Source organism: Labedella phragmitis (assembly GCF_004078635.1).
Classification (GTDB): Bacteria; Actinomycetota; Actinomycetes; order Actinomycetales; family Microbacteriaceae; genus Labedella; species Labedella phragmitis.
On the sequence record NZ_RZNB01000005.1, the window covers coordinates 206,392 to 221,031 of the forward strand.

At 69.2% G+C, this 14,640-nt stretch carries 14 protein-coding genes; 7 read left to right on the top strand and 7 right to left on the bottom strand.

All coding sequences use genetic code 11. From position 1 onward, the window contains the following. Nucleotides 1-47: 47 nt before the first annotated feature. Both ELQ90_RS13070 and dapD read right to left on the bottom strand, forming a co-directional pair. Complete coding sequence (locus ELQ90_RS13070) at nucleotides 48-2,630, bottom strand: penicillin acylase family protein (protein ID WP_128495725.1); 2,583 nt, start codon at nucleotides 2,628-2,630, stop codon at nucleotides 48-50. Between the two features lie 39 nt (nucleotides 2,631-2,669). Next, the gene (gene dapD, locus ELQ90_RS13075) at nucleotides 2,670-3,650 is read right to left on the bottom strand and encodes a 2,3,4,5-tetrahydropyridine-2,6-dicarboxylate N-succinyltransferase (RefSeq protein WP_128495726.1); all 981 of its coding nucleotides are present in this window, start codon (nucleotides 3,648-3,650) and stop codon (nucleotides 2,670-2,672) included. 86 nt (nucleotides 3,651-3,736) lie between these two features. Between dapD and dapE the strand changes: the two genes are divergently transcribed. From dapE to ELQ90_RS13095, 4 genes are all read left to right on the top strand, one after another. Continuing rightward, nucleotides 3,737-4,837, top strand: coding sequence for a succinyl-diaminopimelate desuccinylase (gene dapE, locus ELQ90_RS13080; RefSeq protein WP_128495727.1), 1,101 nt, complete (start codon nucleotides 3,737-3,739; stop codon nucleotides 4,835-4,837). Continuing rightward, nucleotides 4,834-6,057, top strand: coding sequence for a hypothetical protein (locus ELQ90_RS13085; protein WP_128495728.1), 1,224 nt, complete (start codon nucleotides 4,834-4,836; stop codon nucleotides 6,055-6,057). Before dapE ends, ELQ90_RS13085 begins: the two co-directional genes overlap by 4 nt. Before the next feature lie 17 nt (nucleotides 6,058-6,074). After that, entirely contained in the window at nucleotides 6,075-7,292 is a 1,218-nt protein-coding gene (locus ELQ90_RS13090; RefSeq protein ID WP_243696177.1) for a hypothetical protein, read from the top strand. Between the two features lie 81 nt (nucleotides 7,293-7,373). Next, nucleotides 7,374-7,544, top strand: coding sequence for a DUF3117 domain-containing protein (locus tag ELQ90_RS13095; protein ID WP_071256769.1), 171 nt, complete (start codon nucleotides 7,374-7,376; stop codon nucleotides 7,542-7,544). Between the two features lie 67 nt (nucleotides 7,545-7,611). On the opposite strand, the gene ELQ90_RS13100 is transcribed toward ELQ90_RS13095, so the two are convergent. Next, complete coding sequence (locus ELQ90_RS13100; protein ID WP_128495729.1) at nucleotides 7,612-8,262, bottom strand: O-methyltransferase; 651 nt, start codon at nucleotides 8,260-8,262, stop codon at nucleotides 7,612-7,614. 113 nt (nucleotides 8,263-8,375) lie between these two features. Here ELQ90_RS13100 and ELQ90_RS13105 point away from each other — a divergent pair, with 113 nt between their 5' ends. After that, nucleotides 8,376-8,762 carry a twin-arginine translocase TatA/TatE family subunit gene (locus ELQ90_RS13105; RefSeq protein WP_128495730.1) on the top strand — a complete coding sequence of 129 codons (387 nt, stop codon included), beginning with the start codon at nucleotides 8,376-8,378 and terminating at the stop codon, nucleotides 8,760-8,762. A 17-nt stretch (nucleotides 8,763-8,779) separates the two neighbouring features. Further along, nucleotides 8,780-9,319: an adenine phosphoribosyltransferase gene (locus tag ELQ90_RS13110; protein ID WP_128495796.1), complete on the top strand. Its 540-nt coding sequence runs from the start codon at nucleotides 8,780-8,782 to the stop codon at nucleotides 9,317-9,319. Between the two features lie 221 nt (nucleotides 9,320-9,540). Here ELQ90_RS13110 and ELQ90_RS13115 read toward each other — a convergent pair whose 3' ends face one another. From ELQ90_RS13115 to ELQ90_RS13125, 3 genes are read right to left on the bottom strand one after another with little or no spacing between them, the layout of a single operon-like run. Further along, nucleotides 9,541-10,722, bottom strand: coding sequence for an Mrp/NBP35 family ATP-binding protein (locus ELQ90_RS13115; protein WP_128495731.1), 1,182 nt, complete (start codon nucleotides 10,720-10,722; stop codon nucleotides 9,541-9,543). Beyond that, nucleotides 10,715-11,251: a DUF1003 domain-containing protein gene (locus tag ELQ90_RS13120; protein WP_128495732.1), complete on the bottom strand. Its 537-nt coding sequence runs from the start codon at nucleotides 11,249-11,251 to the stop codon at nucleotides 10,715-10,717. Before ELQ90_RS13120 ends, ELQ90_RS13115 begins: the two co-directional genes overlap by 8 nt. Continuing rightward, entirely contained in the window at nucleotides 11,244-12,527 is a 1,284-nt protein-coding gene (locus ELQ90_RS13125; RefSeq protein ID WP_128495733.1) for a magnesium transporter MgtE N-terminal domain-containing protein, read from the bottom strand. Before ELQ90_RS13125 ends, ELQ90_RS13120 begins: the two co-directional genes overlap by 8 nt. Nucleotides 12,528-12,604: 77 nt before the next feature. Between ELQ90_RS13125 and ELQ90_RS13130 the strand changes: the two genes are divergently transcribed. After that, the gene (locus ELQ90_RS13130; protein WP_243696178.1) at nucleotides 12,605-13,126 is read left to right on the top strand and encodes a general stress protein; all 522 of its coding nucleotides are present in this window, start codon (nucleotides 12,605-12,607) and stop codon (nucleotides 13,124-13,126) included. Nucleotides 13,127-13,157: 31 nt separating this feature from the next. Here ELQ90_RS13130 and ELQ90_RS13135 read toward each other — a convergent pair whose 3' ends face one another. Then, complete coding sequence (locus tag ELQ90_RS13135; RefSeq protein ID WP_128495734.1) at nucleotides 13,158-14,627, bottom strand: aminopeptidase P family protein; 1,470 nt, start codon at nucleotides 14,625-14,627, stop codon at nucleotides 13,158-13,160. Nucleotides 14,628-14,640: the final 13 nt, after the last annotated feature.

Below are 14,640 nucleotides of genomic sequence, written 5' to 3' on the forward strand. Positions count from 1 at the left end.
GCGGGGAGTGCTGTCGGTCGGCCCGTGCTCACGCGTCGGTCGGGCGCTCAGCCGCCGCCCGGCGTCAACCGGAGCAGGTCGACGGCCGCGTCCTCGGTCGCCCCACGCGTGAACGGCCAGCGTCGCGTCTCGTTCGCCGCCCACGCGTCGGTCTGGTCCGTGTAATGCGGATGGAAGGCATGGCCGGAGCTGCCCGCGAGAACGATCCACGTCGACGCGTCGACGTCCGCGAGATCGACGACTTGGCGCATCGACGGTGCCCAATCGACGGCGTAGCCGTCTGGCAGGTCCCAGCCGATGGCGTTCACGACGCTCGACCCGCCGGACGTCCGCCACGGTCCGCGGTTGAAGAGCGCCTCGATGGGAGCGATGCCCGACGTCCCGAAGCTCGCGTTGCGGAGCTCGAGCTCGTGCAGGTCGCCCCAGCTCCATCGTGACGGATCGTCACCGAGCAGCCGCGCCGACTCCGCCCACGCCAGCTGGACGTTCCGGGAGAGGGTCGCGTCGATCCCGTCGACCTCCGCGGCGTCGTCACGCCACCAAGACGACGTCGGCTGATCGAGCAGACGATCCACGACGAGGAACCAGCGTGACCCTCCCGCGGGTGGCAGGTCGTCCGGCAGATGCGGTCGGAAGGTCTCGTCGAGCAGGGTCTTCCAGAAGACGTTGAAGAACGCCGCGGCCGCCGCGTCCCGGTCGTCGTGGACGCCCCAGTCGCGGAGGAGGGTCTGCGCCTCGACGACAGCGCCGTCACCCTCGAGGTCGAGCAGCAGCGGGACGAGGCGCTCAGCGATCGCGTTGTGGTCGTCCGCCTGGATCGCCGACATGTCGTCGGTCGTGATGGGTTCCTCTCGGTCGACGAGGCCACGGACGGCCCGCTCGATGCGGTCGGCGCGATAACCGGCGTCCCAATCGGAGGTGAGGAACGGGCCGTCGCCGTTCGGCGTCACGGCGTTGTTCGCGGTGACGATGTAGCCGTTCGGCGGGTTGTAGACGCTCGGCAGGTCCGCGAAGGGGACCGTGCCGACCCACCCGGTCGCACTCGACCACCCGGGTTGCGGGCGTGTGCCGTCACCTCCGCTCCGGACCGGGATGATGCCGGGCGCCTGGTAGCCGATGTTCCCGTCGACGTCGGCGTACACGAGGTTCTGAGAAGGCACCTCGAACCGTTCGGCCGCGGCTCGGAACGCGTCCCAGTCCCGCGCGGCGTTCATGGCGAAGATCGCGGTGGGGGTTCGTCCCGGCGACAACGCCGTCCACTGCAGCGAGATCGCGTAGTCGCCCTCCGACTGGCCGGAGACGGCGGGGTAGTCTGCCGCGATCGAGCCGATCTGCTCGGAGACGTCGGAGATCACGGGACCCCGTCCCGTCGATCGGATGCGGACCTCGACGTCGTCCCCACCGGCGACGTGAATGCGCTCCGACCGCACCTCCATCGGCCTCATCGCGCCGTCGAGCTCGAACTCGTCTCCCGAGAGGCGCTCGACGAAGAGATCGGCGACGTCGGGGCCGAGGTTCGTGAACCCCCATGCGACGCGGTCGTTGTGGCCGATGACGACGCCGGGGAGCCCGGAGAACGTGAATCCGGCGACGTCGAACGGGCACGCTTCGCTCACGGTCGAGCAGCGGAGCCCCATCTGGTACCAGATCGAGGGAAGCGACGGGCCGAGGTGCGGGTCGTTGGCGAGCAGCGGGCTCCCGCTCTCCGTGTGCTCGCCCGACACGACCCACGCATTGGACCCGATGTCCGTCCCCGCCTTCCCGAGCAGCTCGGGGACGGAGTGGAGGGCGGCGCGGACGTCCTCGAGGGCTGCGCTCGCCTCGACGGCCGTGTCGGTGTCGGTCTCGGCGGCCGTGTCGGTGTCTCCCGCCGTCTCCGCCGATGGGTGTACGGGCTCCGAGCCCTGCGGCGCACCGCCCGTGATCGTCGGGTGGTCGTCGTACGGGTAACCGGGGTAGAGGTCCGTGACCTGCTCGGGAGGGAGTTCGGCGGAGAGGAGTGCGCGCTCGATCTCGTCCTCGAGGTTCGACCGGAGGTCCCACGCCATGGCCTTGAGCCACGCGACGCTGTCCGCGGGCGTCCACGGCTCGGGGGAGTAGCCCGGGTTCTGCAGCCCGAGCACGGCGTACTCGAGGGAGAGATCCGCCCCCGATCGCGACGAGAGGTAGGCGTTCACACCGCTCGCGTAGGCGTCGTAATAGGAGCGCGAGACGTCGTCGAGCGCCTCGACCTCCTGTTCGGCGACCATGCGCCACCCGAGCGTGCGCACGAAGGCATCCGTTCCCACCTGGCTCTCTCCGAAGAGCTCCGCGAGGCGTCCGGCGGTCACGTGTCGCCGGAAGTCCATCTCCCAGAACCGGTCCTGCGCGTGGACGAAGCCCTGAGCGGCGAAGAGGTCGAGCGCGGAACCGGCTTCCAGCTGAGGGATTCCGGCGTCGTCGCGCGTGACCGTGACCGGCCCGTCCAGCACGTCGAGCCGGATCTCGCCATCGGTCTGCGGGAACGATCGCTGCACGGTCCAGAGCCCGAGACCGCCGAGCACCACGGCGAGTACGGCCACGACGGCGACCACGCGGACGACGAACGTCCATGCCGGATGGCGACGCGTGTCGTAATCGGCTCGTCGCATGCGCACTCCCTCGTGTCGCCGCCGGCTCGACCGGAGTGCCTAGGCGTGCAGAGCGGTGTTCAGGACGATACCGGTCCCGGAACGGCGAAGCACCTCGACGGCGCCCGTCGTCGAGTTCCTCCGGAAGAGCAGACCGGGGACGCCGCTCAGCTCGGCGGCCTTCACCACGGGGCGATCATCGGTCCCGGGCTCGATGACCGTGACCTTCGTGCCCGTCGTGACGTAGAGACCCGCCTCGACGACCGAGTCGTCCCCGATCGAGATCCCGATCCCGGAATTCGCGCCGAGGAGAGCGCGCTGACCGATCGAGACGCGGTGCGAGCCGCCCCCCGAGAGCGTCCCCATGATCGAAGCACCGCCGCCGATGTCGCTGCCGTCGCCCACGACGACGCCTTGCGAGATCCGACCCTCGACCATCGATGCGCCGAGCGTTCCGGCGTTGAAGTTGACGAAACCCTCGTGCATGACGGTCGTGCCCGGCGCGAGGTGCGCGCCGAGGCGCACGCGCGAGGAGTCCGCGATCCGCACACGCTCGGGCGTCACGTAGTCGAGCAACCGGGGGAACTTGTCGATGCCGGTCGCCTGGATCCCCGCGCGCTGGAGGTGCGGGCGTAGAGCATCGTAGTCGGCGGGCAGTACGGGGCCGGCCGTCGTCCACACGACGATCGGCAGGTGCCCGAATATCCCGTCGAGGTTGATCGAGTTCGGGGGAGTGAGCACGTGGGACAGCAGATGGAGCCGGAGGTACGCATCCGGCGTGCTCGCAGGAGCGGCGTCGAGGTCGATCTCGACCGTCACGACGTCGACGGTGACGCGACGTCGGTCGTCGGCAGAGGCGAGCGCCTCGAGCTCGGCCGGTGCGATCCACTTGTCCCGACCGGCGGGAAGGCGACCGAGCCGCGGCTCCGGAAACCAGGTGTCGAGGACGGTGCCGTCCGAGGCGGTCGTGGCGAGGCCGTCACCCCACGCGAAGCGGGGTGCGGCGGCATCGACGGTCGGGGCGGAGGGAGTCGCGGTCATGACTCCTAGGCTAGTTGGCCGAGCGGTCGCTCGACGTCGTCAACAGGGCCGTCGGGCGTCTGCGCGCTCTCACTAGACTGGGCCCCATGGAGCCCCTAGCCCCCGCGTCGAGACCGACCCGCCTCGACCTGACGGCATCGCCCGTCGACCTCACCCGGGTCATTTGCGACATCGAGTCGGTCTCCGGCGACGAAGGCCATCTCGCCGACCTCATCGAACAGGCCCTCTCCGGCCTGGGTCACCTCGAGGTGATTCGCGACGGAGACACCGTCGTCGCGCGCACGAACCTCGGCCGTGACCGCCGGGTGATCATCGCCGGCCACATCGACACCGTCCCGATCGTCGACAACGTGCCGTCGCAACGGGAGACGATCGACGGGGCCGAGTACATCTGGGGTCGCGGAACCGTCGACATGAAGGCCGGTGTCGCGGTCCAGCTCCACCTCGCAGCCACCCTTCCCGACCCCGCGGTCGATATCACGTGGATGTGGTACGACCACGAAGAGGTCTCGGCGGAGCTCAACGGACTCGGACGCCTCGCCCGCAATCGGTCGGACCTGTTCGCGGGCGACTTCGCGATCCTCGGTGAGCCGTCGAACTCGCGCATCGAGGGCGGGTGCAACGGCAATCTCCGCATCGAGGTGCGGGCGTTCGGTCTGCGCTCCCACTCCGCGCGCAGCTGGGTGGGAGACAACGCCATCCACAAGATCGTCCCCGTTCTCGACACCCTCGCGGCGTACGAGCCGCGTCAGGTGGAGGTCGACGGCCTCGTGTACCGAGAGGGACTCAACGCCGTCGGCTTCTCCGGTGGCATCGCGGGGAACGTCATCCCCGACGAGGCGATGGTCCACATCAACTATCGGTTCGCCCCCAGCCGCTCGGTCGATGAGGCCATCGCCCACATGCACGAACTCTTCGGCGACTACGACATCCGCGTGGTCGACCAGGCCGAGGGGGCTCGCCCGGGACTCGAGGCGGCGATCGCGCAGCAGTTCGTCGCCGCCGTCGGTTCGGAACCGGCGCCGAAATACGGCTGGACGGACGTCGCGCGGTTCTCGGCGATGGGGGTGCCGGCGGTCAACTACGGACCGGGCGATCCGCTCAAGGCGCACGCAGACGATGAGCGCTGCTCCGTCGATCAGATCATCGAGTGCGAGCGCGGCCTGCGTTCATGGCTCTCCACATGAGCGCGACGAGCGCTGCGGCGGCGACGCCGGTCGCCGAGGTCCGCGGGGATCGATTCGGTCGGCTTCCCTGGTGGGTCGTCGTGCTCGGGCTGTTCGCCGTCGCTCGCGTCATCACGACGGGCATGCTTCTCTACCTGGCGTCGATCCAGAAGGCGATCCGGTGGGCGCCGGCGTCGCCCGACCTGCTGACCTTCTCGGGACGGTGGTGGGACGGCGGCTGGTACCGCGTCATCTCGGAGACCGGCTATCCGACCGTCGTCGAGCCCGAGGCGAACGGCCACATCGGCCAGAACGAATGGGCGTTCATGCCCGTCTACCCGGGCGTCGTCCGCGGGCTCATGACCGTGACAGGACTCGATTGGGCGGCTGCATCCGTCCTCGTGTCGCTCGTCGCGGGGTTCGGCGCAGCCCTCGTGGTCTACCTCCTCTTCCGAGAGCGCCTCGACAAGGGAACCTCGTTGTTCGCCGTCGTCCTCTTCTCGATCTCGCCCCTCGCGGCGATGTTCCAGGTGGCGTACGCGGAGTCGCTGCACGTTCTGCTGCTCGCGACGGCGCTCCTGCTCGTGCTGCGTCGGCGGTACCTGGTCCTCATCCCGATCATCATCGTCATGGGCTTCACCCGCCCGAGCGGTCTCGCGTTCGCGCTCTTCCTCGGTCTTCACATCCTGTTGCGTCTGTACCGCCGGAAGGCCGATCCCTTCTCGCCCCAGGAATTCCTGTCGGCCGGCGTCGCGACGTTCGTGAGTCTGTGCGTCGGATTCGCCTGGCTCGTCATCGCGGGGATCGCGACGGGCGACATGGCCCACTACACCGACACCGAACTCAGTTGGCGCGCCCCCTACATCGGCTACCAGCACCTCGTTCCCTTCACGCCGTGGTTCCAATCACTGAATTACCGCATCGGCATGCCGTGGGGGTGGATGTTCGTGACCGTCATCATCGTCGGCTTCATCGTCACCATGTTCCTGCCGCAGGTGCGGAGACTGGGTGACGACATCCGGTTGTGGTCGTTGAGCTACGTGCTCTACCTCTTCGCCGTGTTCTTCCCGCAGTCGAGCACGTTCCGGCTGCTGCTCCCGCTCTTCCCGCTCGCCGGGGCCCTCGCCATCCCGCGCTCGCGCGTCTACCGCGTCGCGGTCGTCGTCGCGTCGCTCGTCGGCCAGTTCCTGTGGCTGTTCGTGCTCTGGCGCGTCTACGACGACTCACCGCTTCCGCCGTGACCCGAGAGCGGTCCCCGGTGAGTGGATCGCAAACGACGGTACCGCTCGCCCCGGTCGCCGTCGTGGACCGGTTCGCCGCCCTGCCGTGGTGGGGCGCCGTCCTCGCGATCTACGTGGCGTCACGCCTCGTGACGACCGCGATGATGGTGGTTCTCGCCGCAAACCAGGACCAGAACGCGTGGACGGGTGCCTCGCCCCGCTACGTCGACTTCGCCTCGATGTGGGACGGTCGCTGGTACAACATCGTCGCCGTGTCCGGCTATCCGAGTCTGCTGCCCGTCACCGCCGATGGACACACGGGGGAGAACGCCTGGGCGTTCATGCCGGTCTACCCGCTCGTCGTGCGCGCCCTGATGGTTCTGACAGGAGCGGAATGGGCGGCCGCCGCGGTCACCGTGTCCGTGCTCGCCGGAGCGGGAGCCGCGCTCGTCACCTATCGGCTCCTCCGCACGCACCTCGATGCGAACACGGCGCTGTTCGGCGTCGTCCTGTTCTGTGCCGCCCCGCTCGCCCCGATGTTCCAGGTCGCGTACGCGGAGTCGCTCCACCTGCTCCTGCTGTCGACGGCTCTGCTCCTCCTCGTGCGCCGGCGGTACGGGGTGCTCGTTCCCGTCATCGTCGTCATGGGATTCACGCGGCCGAGTGCGCTCGCGTTCGCACTCCTGCTGGGGCTCCACCTCATCGTGCGCATCGCGACGAGGACGCGCGAACCGTTCCGCCGCGGCGAGGCGCCCGCTCTCATCGCGGCGGTCACGGTGAGCGGTGTCGTGGGACTCGCATGGCCCGCGGTGGCCTGGTTCGTCACCGGCGACATCGCCGCCTACACGGACACCGAGCTCGCCTGGCGCTCCGCCTATATCGGGTACCAGCATCTCGTCCCGTTCACGCCCTGGTTCCAGGGATTCGAGTGGTGGTTCGGGCGACCCGTCGGCTGGGCGGCCGTCGTCGTCCTGGTCGTCGCCTTCGCGATGGCGCTCGTCAGCCGGCCCGTGGCGGCACTCGGCATCGACATCCGGTTGTGGCTCGCGAGCTACGCCCTGTACCTTCTCGCGGTCTTCTTCCCGCAATCGAGCACCTTCCGTCTCCTCGTCCCCCTCTTCCCGCTCGTCGGGGCCATCGCCGCTCCGCGTTCCCGCCTGTACCGCGTCGCCGTGGTCGTCGCCGCGATCGCACTGCAGTGGGTCTGGCTGCTCATCGCCTGGAGGGTCGACGGCTACGACTGGACGCCGCCCTGATCTCGCATCCACGGAGGTGGGGATTAGCGCGAACCGGCGCCGATCACGGATAATGGACGTAGTACACGAAAGGGGAGCCGTATGGCCGCGATGAAGCCGAGGACCGGAGATGGGCCTATGGAGGCCGTAAAGGAGGGTCGGCTCATCATTGTGCGAGTGCCGCTCGAAGGAGGAGGTCGGCTCGTCGTGTCGGTAAACGACGACGAGGCGAAGGAACTCCACGACGCGCTCGCCGGAGTCGTTTCCGCCTAATCCACCAGCACCACGCGATGGCGCCCGGATCCCCAGGATCCGGGCGCCATCGCGTTGTCTCGACCGGTCAGACCGCGAGTTTCGTCACCTGGAGGAGGCCGTCGCCCACGATGGAGAGGGCGCTCACGACGGCTGTCGACGACGCGACCTCGTCGATGAGCGAGCGGTAGCCCACGGTCACATCGTCGCGAGCGGCGGGATCGGCGACGCGTCCGCGCGACAGCGCATGCGTCACGACGACCGTGCCGCCGGCACGGACGAGGCGCAAGGCGTGTTCGAAGTACTCGATGACGGAGATGTTGTCGGCGTCGATGAGAACGAGGTCGTAGGAGTCCTCGTTCATCCGGGGGAGCACGTCGAGGGCCCGACCCGCGATGAGCCGGAAGCGGTTGGCCGGGACGCCGGCGTCGTGGAAGTGCTCGCGGGCCGCCGCCTGGTGCTCGAGTTCGCTGTCGATCGATGTGAGCACGCTCCGCGGGCTTCCCGACAGCATCCAGAGTCCCGAGACTCCGCTGCCCGTTCCGATCTCCATGATGTTGCGCGCGCCGGAGGCCGCGACGAGGAGGGCGAGCTGCGCGCCCGTGGCGGGGGAGACCGGGTCGACGCCGACCTCGAGTGAATGGGCGCGGGCGCGGGCGATCGCATCGGGCTCGACGACGACGTCGTCGGCATACTTCCAGTTCGCGACGTGCTCGGACTTTGCGTCGTGAGAGGACACTGGGCGCTCCGTGTTCGTTTCGGTGGTGCGGGGATCGATTTCGATCGACCTTCCGCCAGGATACGGCGGAGCGTCCGGGCTGAGGCGCAGCCACGTCGGGGTACTCTTGATGCGTGTTCGGACTGACCCCTGAAAAGGTGCTGCTCATCGCGGTCATCGCGGTGCTGATCGTCGGGCCCGAACGCCTTCCCCTCTACGCCTCGAGGTTCGCGCAGTTCATCCGATGGCTCCGCGATCTCGCGCGAGGCGCCCAGGACCGCATGCGCGAGGAGATGGGCCCCGAGTTCGACGAGGTCGACTGGAAGAAGCTCGATCCGCGGCAGTACGACCCTCGACGCATCATCAAGGAGGCGCTACTCGACGACGAGCCGGCGCCCGTGCTGTCCGCACCGTCCGTGCGCACGCGGGCCGAGAAGCCCGCCGTGCAGCAGAGCCATCGTTCCCGGTTGGAATCGGGGGAGTACTCCGGTCCGCCTCCCTTCGACGCGGAGTCCACGTGACGAGTGAGTCGCCCGGCGTGTGGGTCCGGACGGACGGGGCGTTCCGTCTCGCCCGTGCGGAGTCACTCATCGCGGCCGTTTCGGACCATCCGACTCCTGGAGTCGTCTTCCGCGACCTCACCCCGCTCTTCGCCGACGCCGAGGCCTTCTCGGTCGTCGTCGACGCGATCGCGGAGCCCTTCGCCGGCCGATTCGACGTCGTGGCCGGTCTCGAGGCGCGAGGTTTCCTCCTCGCAGGAGCCGTCGCCGCTCGGACGGGGACCGGCGTCCTCCCCATCCGCAAGGCCGGCAAGCTCCCGCGAGAGACGGTCGCGGAGAGTTACGACCTCGAGTACGGGAGGGCCACCATCGAGGCCCACCGCGATGATCTCCCGCCGGGCGTCCGGGTCCTCCTCCTCGATGACGTCCTCGCGACGGGCGGAACCCTCGCGGCGGCGTTGCGGATCGGTGAGAGGCTCGAGTGGGACGTCGTCGGTTGCGGGGTCGTCCTCGAGCTCGACGCTCTCGCCGGGCGGGACGCTCTCGATTCGCGCGTCGTCAGCGTCTTCCACGTGTGACGCTCGGGTCCGCCGCCGTTCTCGCCTGCTCCCTCATCACCAACCGCATGAGCGGGCGATGAAGTCGTAGGGGGCCGCGCCCGCAGGATGTCGGACGCGGGCACGTGCACGCCCTCGACGCCGGACTCGAGGCGGACGCGTACCGCTCGGACCGCAATCGGCGAGGGCGACGAGGAGCAGGGCGGCCGCGACCGCCGAGCGGCACCCCACTGCCCGCGCGGTCAACGCACTCGCACCCCGAGGGGTCTGCCGACGAGTCCTCGGCCGAGACGGACGATGTCCTCGGCGAGCCGACCGATCGCCGTCGCGGCCGTGTCGGTCGGTGTCCCGAGGACGACGGGAACGCCGGCGTCGCCGCCCCGCCGGAGTGCCGGGCTGAGGGGGATCGTCGCGAGCAGCGGGACGGGCGCGTCCTGCCCGATCGAGAGTCGCGTCGCGACGTCGGCGCCACCTCCCGATCCGAACAGATCGATCACGGAGCCGTCCGGTCCGACGAAAGGCCCCATGTTCTCGATCACCCCGATGACGCGCTGACCCGTCTGCCTCGCCACGACCCCGCTGCGCTCAGCGACGTCGGCCGCTGCGGCCTGGGGCGTCGTCACGACGAGAACCTCGGCGTGCGGCAGCAATTGACCGACCGATATCGCCACGTCGCCCGTGCCCGGGGGGAGATCCAGCAGGAGGACGTCGAGGTCGCCGAAGTAGACGTCCGTCAGGAACTGCGCGATCGTGCGATGCAGCATCGGGCCGCGCCACGCGACGGCCGTCGACGGGTCGTCGACGAACATCCCGATCGAGATGACCTTCACGCCGTGTGCGACGGGCGGGAGGATCATGTCGTCGACACGCGTCGGGCGTACCGCGCGGCCCGCGTGTTCCGGGTCGTCGAGTCCCAGGAGGCCGGGGATGGAGAAGCCGTGGACGTCCGCGTCGACGAGCCCGACCGCGAGCCCGCTCGCGGCGAGTGCCACCGCCAGGTTGGCGGTCACCGTCGACTTGCCGACTCCGCCCTTGCCGCTCGTCACGGCGATGACGCGTGTCAGAGAGTCGGACGTGAACGGCATCTCCCGCCGCCCCGGTCCGCGCAACCGCTCGGTCAGCGCGCGGCGCTGCTCCGGGGTCATGACGCCGACATCGACGATGGTCGCGGTCACTCCCGGAACACCCGCGACGGCGTTCCGGACGTCGTTCTCGATCGTCCGTGCCGCTGGACAACCGACGATCGTGAGCCGGATCGCGACGTGAGCGGCGCCCGATCCGTCGACCGCGACATCTCCGACCATGTCGAGCTCGGTGATGGGGCGGCGGATCTCCGGATCGATGACGCGGTCCAGCGAGCGCCGCACCCGCTCGACGATGCCCGGGTGCTCCGACACGGTCGGCGGCGGGACCGGATCAGACATGCGGGCGGTCCGTTCCGCCGTCGTCGATCGACGGGTCCTTCGATTCGAGATCCTCGAGCAGTGAGCGCAACTCCTGCCGGATGAAGTCGCGCGAGGCCACATCCTTGAGGGCGAGCCGCAGCGCCACGACCTCACGAGCGAGGTACTCCGTGTCCGCGAGGTTGCGTTCCGCGCGCTGACGGTCCTGTTCGATCTGGACGCGGTCGCGGTCGTCCTGCCGGTTCTGCGCGAGCAGGATGAGGGGAGCGGCATAGGACGCCTGCAACGACAGGATGAGCGTGAGGGCGGTGAAGCCGAGTGCCGCCGAATCAAAACGGGCGTCCTCGGGCGCGAGGGTGTTGTAGATGATCCAGGCCACGCAGAAGAGCGTGAGGCCCATGAGGAACCACGGTGTGCCCATCGCGCGCGCGATCCACTCGGTGAAGCGGCCGAATCGGTCGCTCGACTGCCGCCGCCGCGGCGCGAGCACCGGAGTGCGCATGCCCTTGGGGGCGTCGAGCCTGACGTCGTTCTTGGGCGTCCTAGCCATGCGTCATCCTCCGTCCGGTGCGTGCTCTCTGGGGGCGTTCGTCGTCGCCGTGACTTCGCCAGTCGTCCGGCAGCAGGTAGTCGAGGATGTCGTCAATCGTCACCACCCCGACGAGCCGATGGTTCTCGTCGACGACGGGAACGGACACGAGGTCGTAGCTCGCGAGGATCCGGGAGACCTCGGCGGCCGACGTGTCGGCGGATACGGGATCGAGACTCTGATCGAGGATGGTGCCGAGCCGCTCGTGCGGCGGATACCGCAGCATCCGCTGGAAGTGAACCATCCCGAGGAAGCGACCCGTCGGCGGCTCGTATGGCGGGAGGGTGATGCAGACAGCCGCTCCGAGCGCCGGGGGCAGCTCGGCGCGACGGACGAGGGCGAGGGCCTCGGCGACCGTCGAGTCGGCGGAGAGGATGACGGGCTCGGTCGTCATGAGGCCACCGGCGGTGTCGGGGGCGAACGCGAGGAGCATTCGGACGTCGTCCGCTTCCTCCGGCTCCATGAGCTCGAGGAGGTGCTCGCCGCGTTCGGTGGGAAGCTGCGCGATGAGGTCGGCGGCGTCGTCCGGCTGCATCTGGTCGAGGACGTCGGCCGCGCGGTCGTCGTCGAGCTGCCCCAGGATGTTGACCTGCTCGCTCTCGGGCATCTCCTCGAGCGCGTCGGCGAGACGATCGTCGGGGAGTTCGCCCGCGACTTCGAGCATGCGCTCCTCGGGCAGATCGAGCAGCGTACTCGCGAGGTCGGCCGGCTTGAGGTCGGTGTACGTGGCGATGAGCTGCTCGGCGGACTGCGCCTCCGTACCGCCGGTCTTCTCGGTCACATCGCGCCACGATACGAAGGTCGTGTGGCCCTTGGCGAAAAGGGAGTTGCTCGTCTTCGGTCGGCGGACGAAGTACTGGCTGACCGCCCAGGTCCCGCCGGCCTTCTGCTCGATCGCCACGTCCTCGATCGTCGCCTCGCCCGAGCCGTCGGTGAAGACGACCTTCCGTCCGAGGATCTCCGCGATCACGCGCTCCTCGCCGGCCCGCTGTTCGAAGCGGCGGACATTGATGAGGCCCGTCGTGATGATCTGACCGGCCGCGATGCTCGTGACGCGGTTGATCGACACGAAGACCCGCCTCTTGCCCGGAATCTCCACGAGCAGACCCACCACGCGCGGGGGATCCGTGGGCCGTGAGACCACGAGGACGTCGCGCACCTTCCCGACCCGGTCGCCTGCCGGGTCGAAGACCATGCACCCGGCCAACCGGGCGACGAACACTCTCGTGGCACTCACCCTTCTAACTTAGCCCGCACAGCGTTTCCACACGGGCCCGGCGCCGGATGTTCTCGACCCGGTGGGACAATGGAGCCGTGAGTATCCCGCAGAGTGGACAACGCCGGAGCCCCATCATCGGAATCCCTCCGGGCGAGGCCGTCGCGAGCTTCGACAAATACGACGACGCTCAAGCGGCCGTCGACGCTCTCGCCGCGGCCGATTTCCCGGTGCGCAACGTCTCGATCGTCGGAGCGGACCTCAAGAGCGTCGAGCGCATCACGGGTCGCATGAGTTACGGCCGCGCAGCTGCGGGAGGCGCATTGAGCGGAGCGTGGCTCGGCCTCTTCTTCGGACTGCTGCTCGTGATCGTTGCTCCGCAATCGGGCGTCGTCTTCGTCGGTGCCGCCGTCCTCATCGGCGCGGCCTTCGGCATGATGTTCAACGTCGTGACGTACACGTTGCGGCGTCGCCGACGCGACTTCAGCTCGATCGCCCAGATCGTCGCGTCGTCGTACGCCGTCGTCGTCGAGACCGAACTCGCCAACAAGGCGCGGAACATCCTCGGCGGGTCGGCCGCCGAGACTCCGGACGAGCAGGGTCCGAGCCTCTACCTCTGATTCTCCGGAGGGCGCCGGCCGCGCCCTGTCCTCAGTCGCGCGGGGTCGACGCGACGCGAGCCATCCAGGCCTCCACGTCGTCGGCCGTCCGGGGGATGTCGGCCGAGAGGTTCACGGCTCCGTCCGCCGTGACGAGGATGTCATCCTCGATGCGCACGCCGATACCCCGGAACTCCTCTGGGACCGTGAGGTCGTCCGGCTGGAAGTAGAGACCGGGCTCGATCGTGAAGACCATCCCCTCGGCGACGACACCGTCGTGGTACATGTCGCGACGGGCCTGGGCGCAGTCGTGCACGTCGAGCCCGAGGTGGTGGCTCGTGCCGTGCACCATGTAGCGACGGTGGAACTGGGCGTCGGGCTCGAGCGACTCCTCGGCCGTGACGGGGAGCATGCCCCACTCGGCCGTGTAGCGCGCGATGACCTTCATCGCCTCGGCGTGGACCTCGCGGAAGACGATCCCGGGTCGGACGATCGCGAGGGCCGCGTCAGCGGCTTCCCTCACCGCTTCGTAGACCTTCCGCTGGACCGGTGAGAAGGTGCCGCTCACCGGGAGGGTGCGCGTGATGTCGGCGGTGTAGAGGCTGTCGAGCTCCACGCCGGCGTCGATGAGGATGAGGTCGCCGGGCGAGACGGTGCCGTCGTTGCGGGTCCAGTGCAGGATGCAGGCGTGCCGACCCGACGCCGCGATCGTGTCGTAGCCGACCGCGTTGCCGTCGAGTCGCGCGCGCGTCGAGAAGACGCCCTCGACGATGCGCTCACCGCGCGGCTTCGCGGCGAGCGTCGGGATCGCGGCGACGACGTCGTCGAAGCCGCGGCGGGTCGCCTCGACGGCAGCCGTGAGCTCGGCGACCTCGAACTCGTCCTTCACGAGGCGCAACTCGGAGACGAAGCGGTCGAGCTCCTCGTCGTCGCCGAGCGTGCGGTCCGCCTCGCGCGTCTCGAAGGCGTCGAGGTGGTCCGTCGCGATGCCGAGATCGGCCGCGACCTGCTCGAGCGAGGGGCGCGCTCCGATCCAGAACTCGCCGATCGCCGGATTCGCGTAGAACTCGTTCGAGTCGCGGCCCGCGCGCTCCCGGAAGTAGAGCGTGGCGTCGTGACCGCTCTCGGTGGGGTCGAGGACCAGCACGGAGTCGGGTTCACTGTCGCTTCCCCAGCCCGTCAGGTGGGCGAAGGCCGAGTGGGCCCGGAAGGGGTAGTCGGTGTCGTTGGAGCGAGTGAGGAGAGCTCCCGCGGGCAGGACGACGCGCTCTCCGGCGAACGCGGCGGACACGGCACCGCGGCGCTCCGCGGCGAAGGAGGCGACCCTCCGCTGCTCGGGGAGTTCATCGACGCGCTCGGCCCATCCGCTCGAGATGTAGTCCTGGAACCGAGTGCTCTGCGGCGTCGTCGACCGGTTGCTGTTCGCGGGAGCGCCCGTCGGCTCACTCGCGGACGGCGCGGGAGTCTCGGGAGTCGCTGTCTGGGAGTCTGCGGGGGCTGTCACGTCGCTCGAGGAGGCCATGCCTCCATTCTGG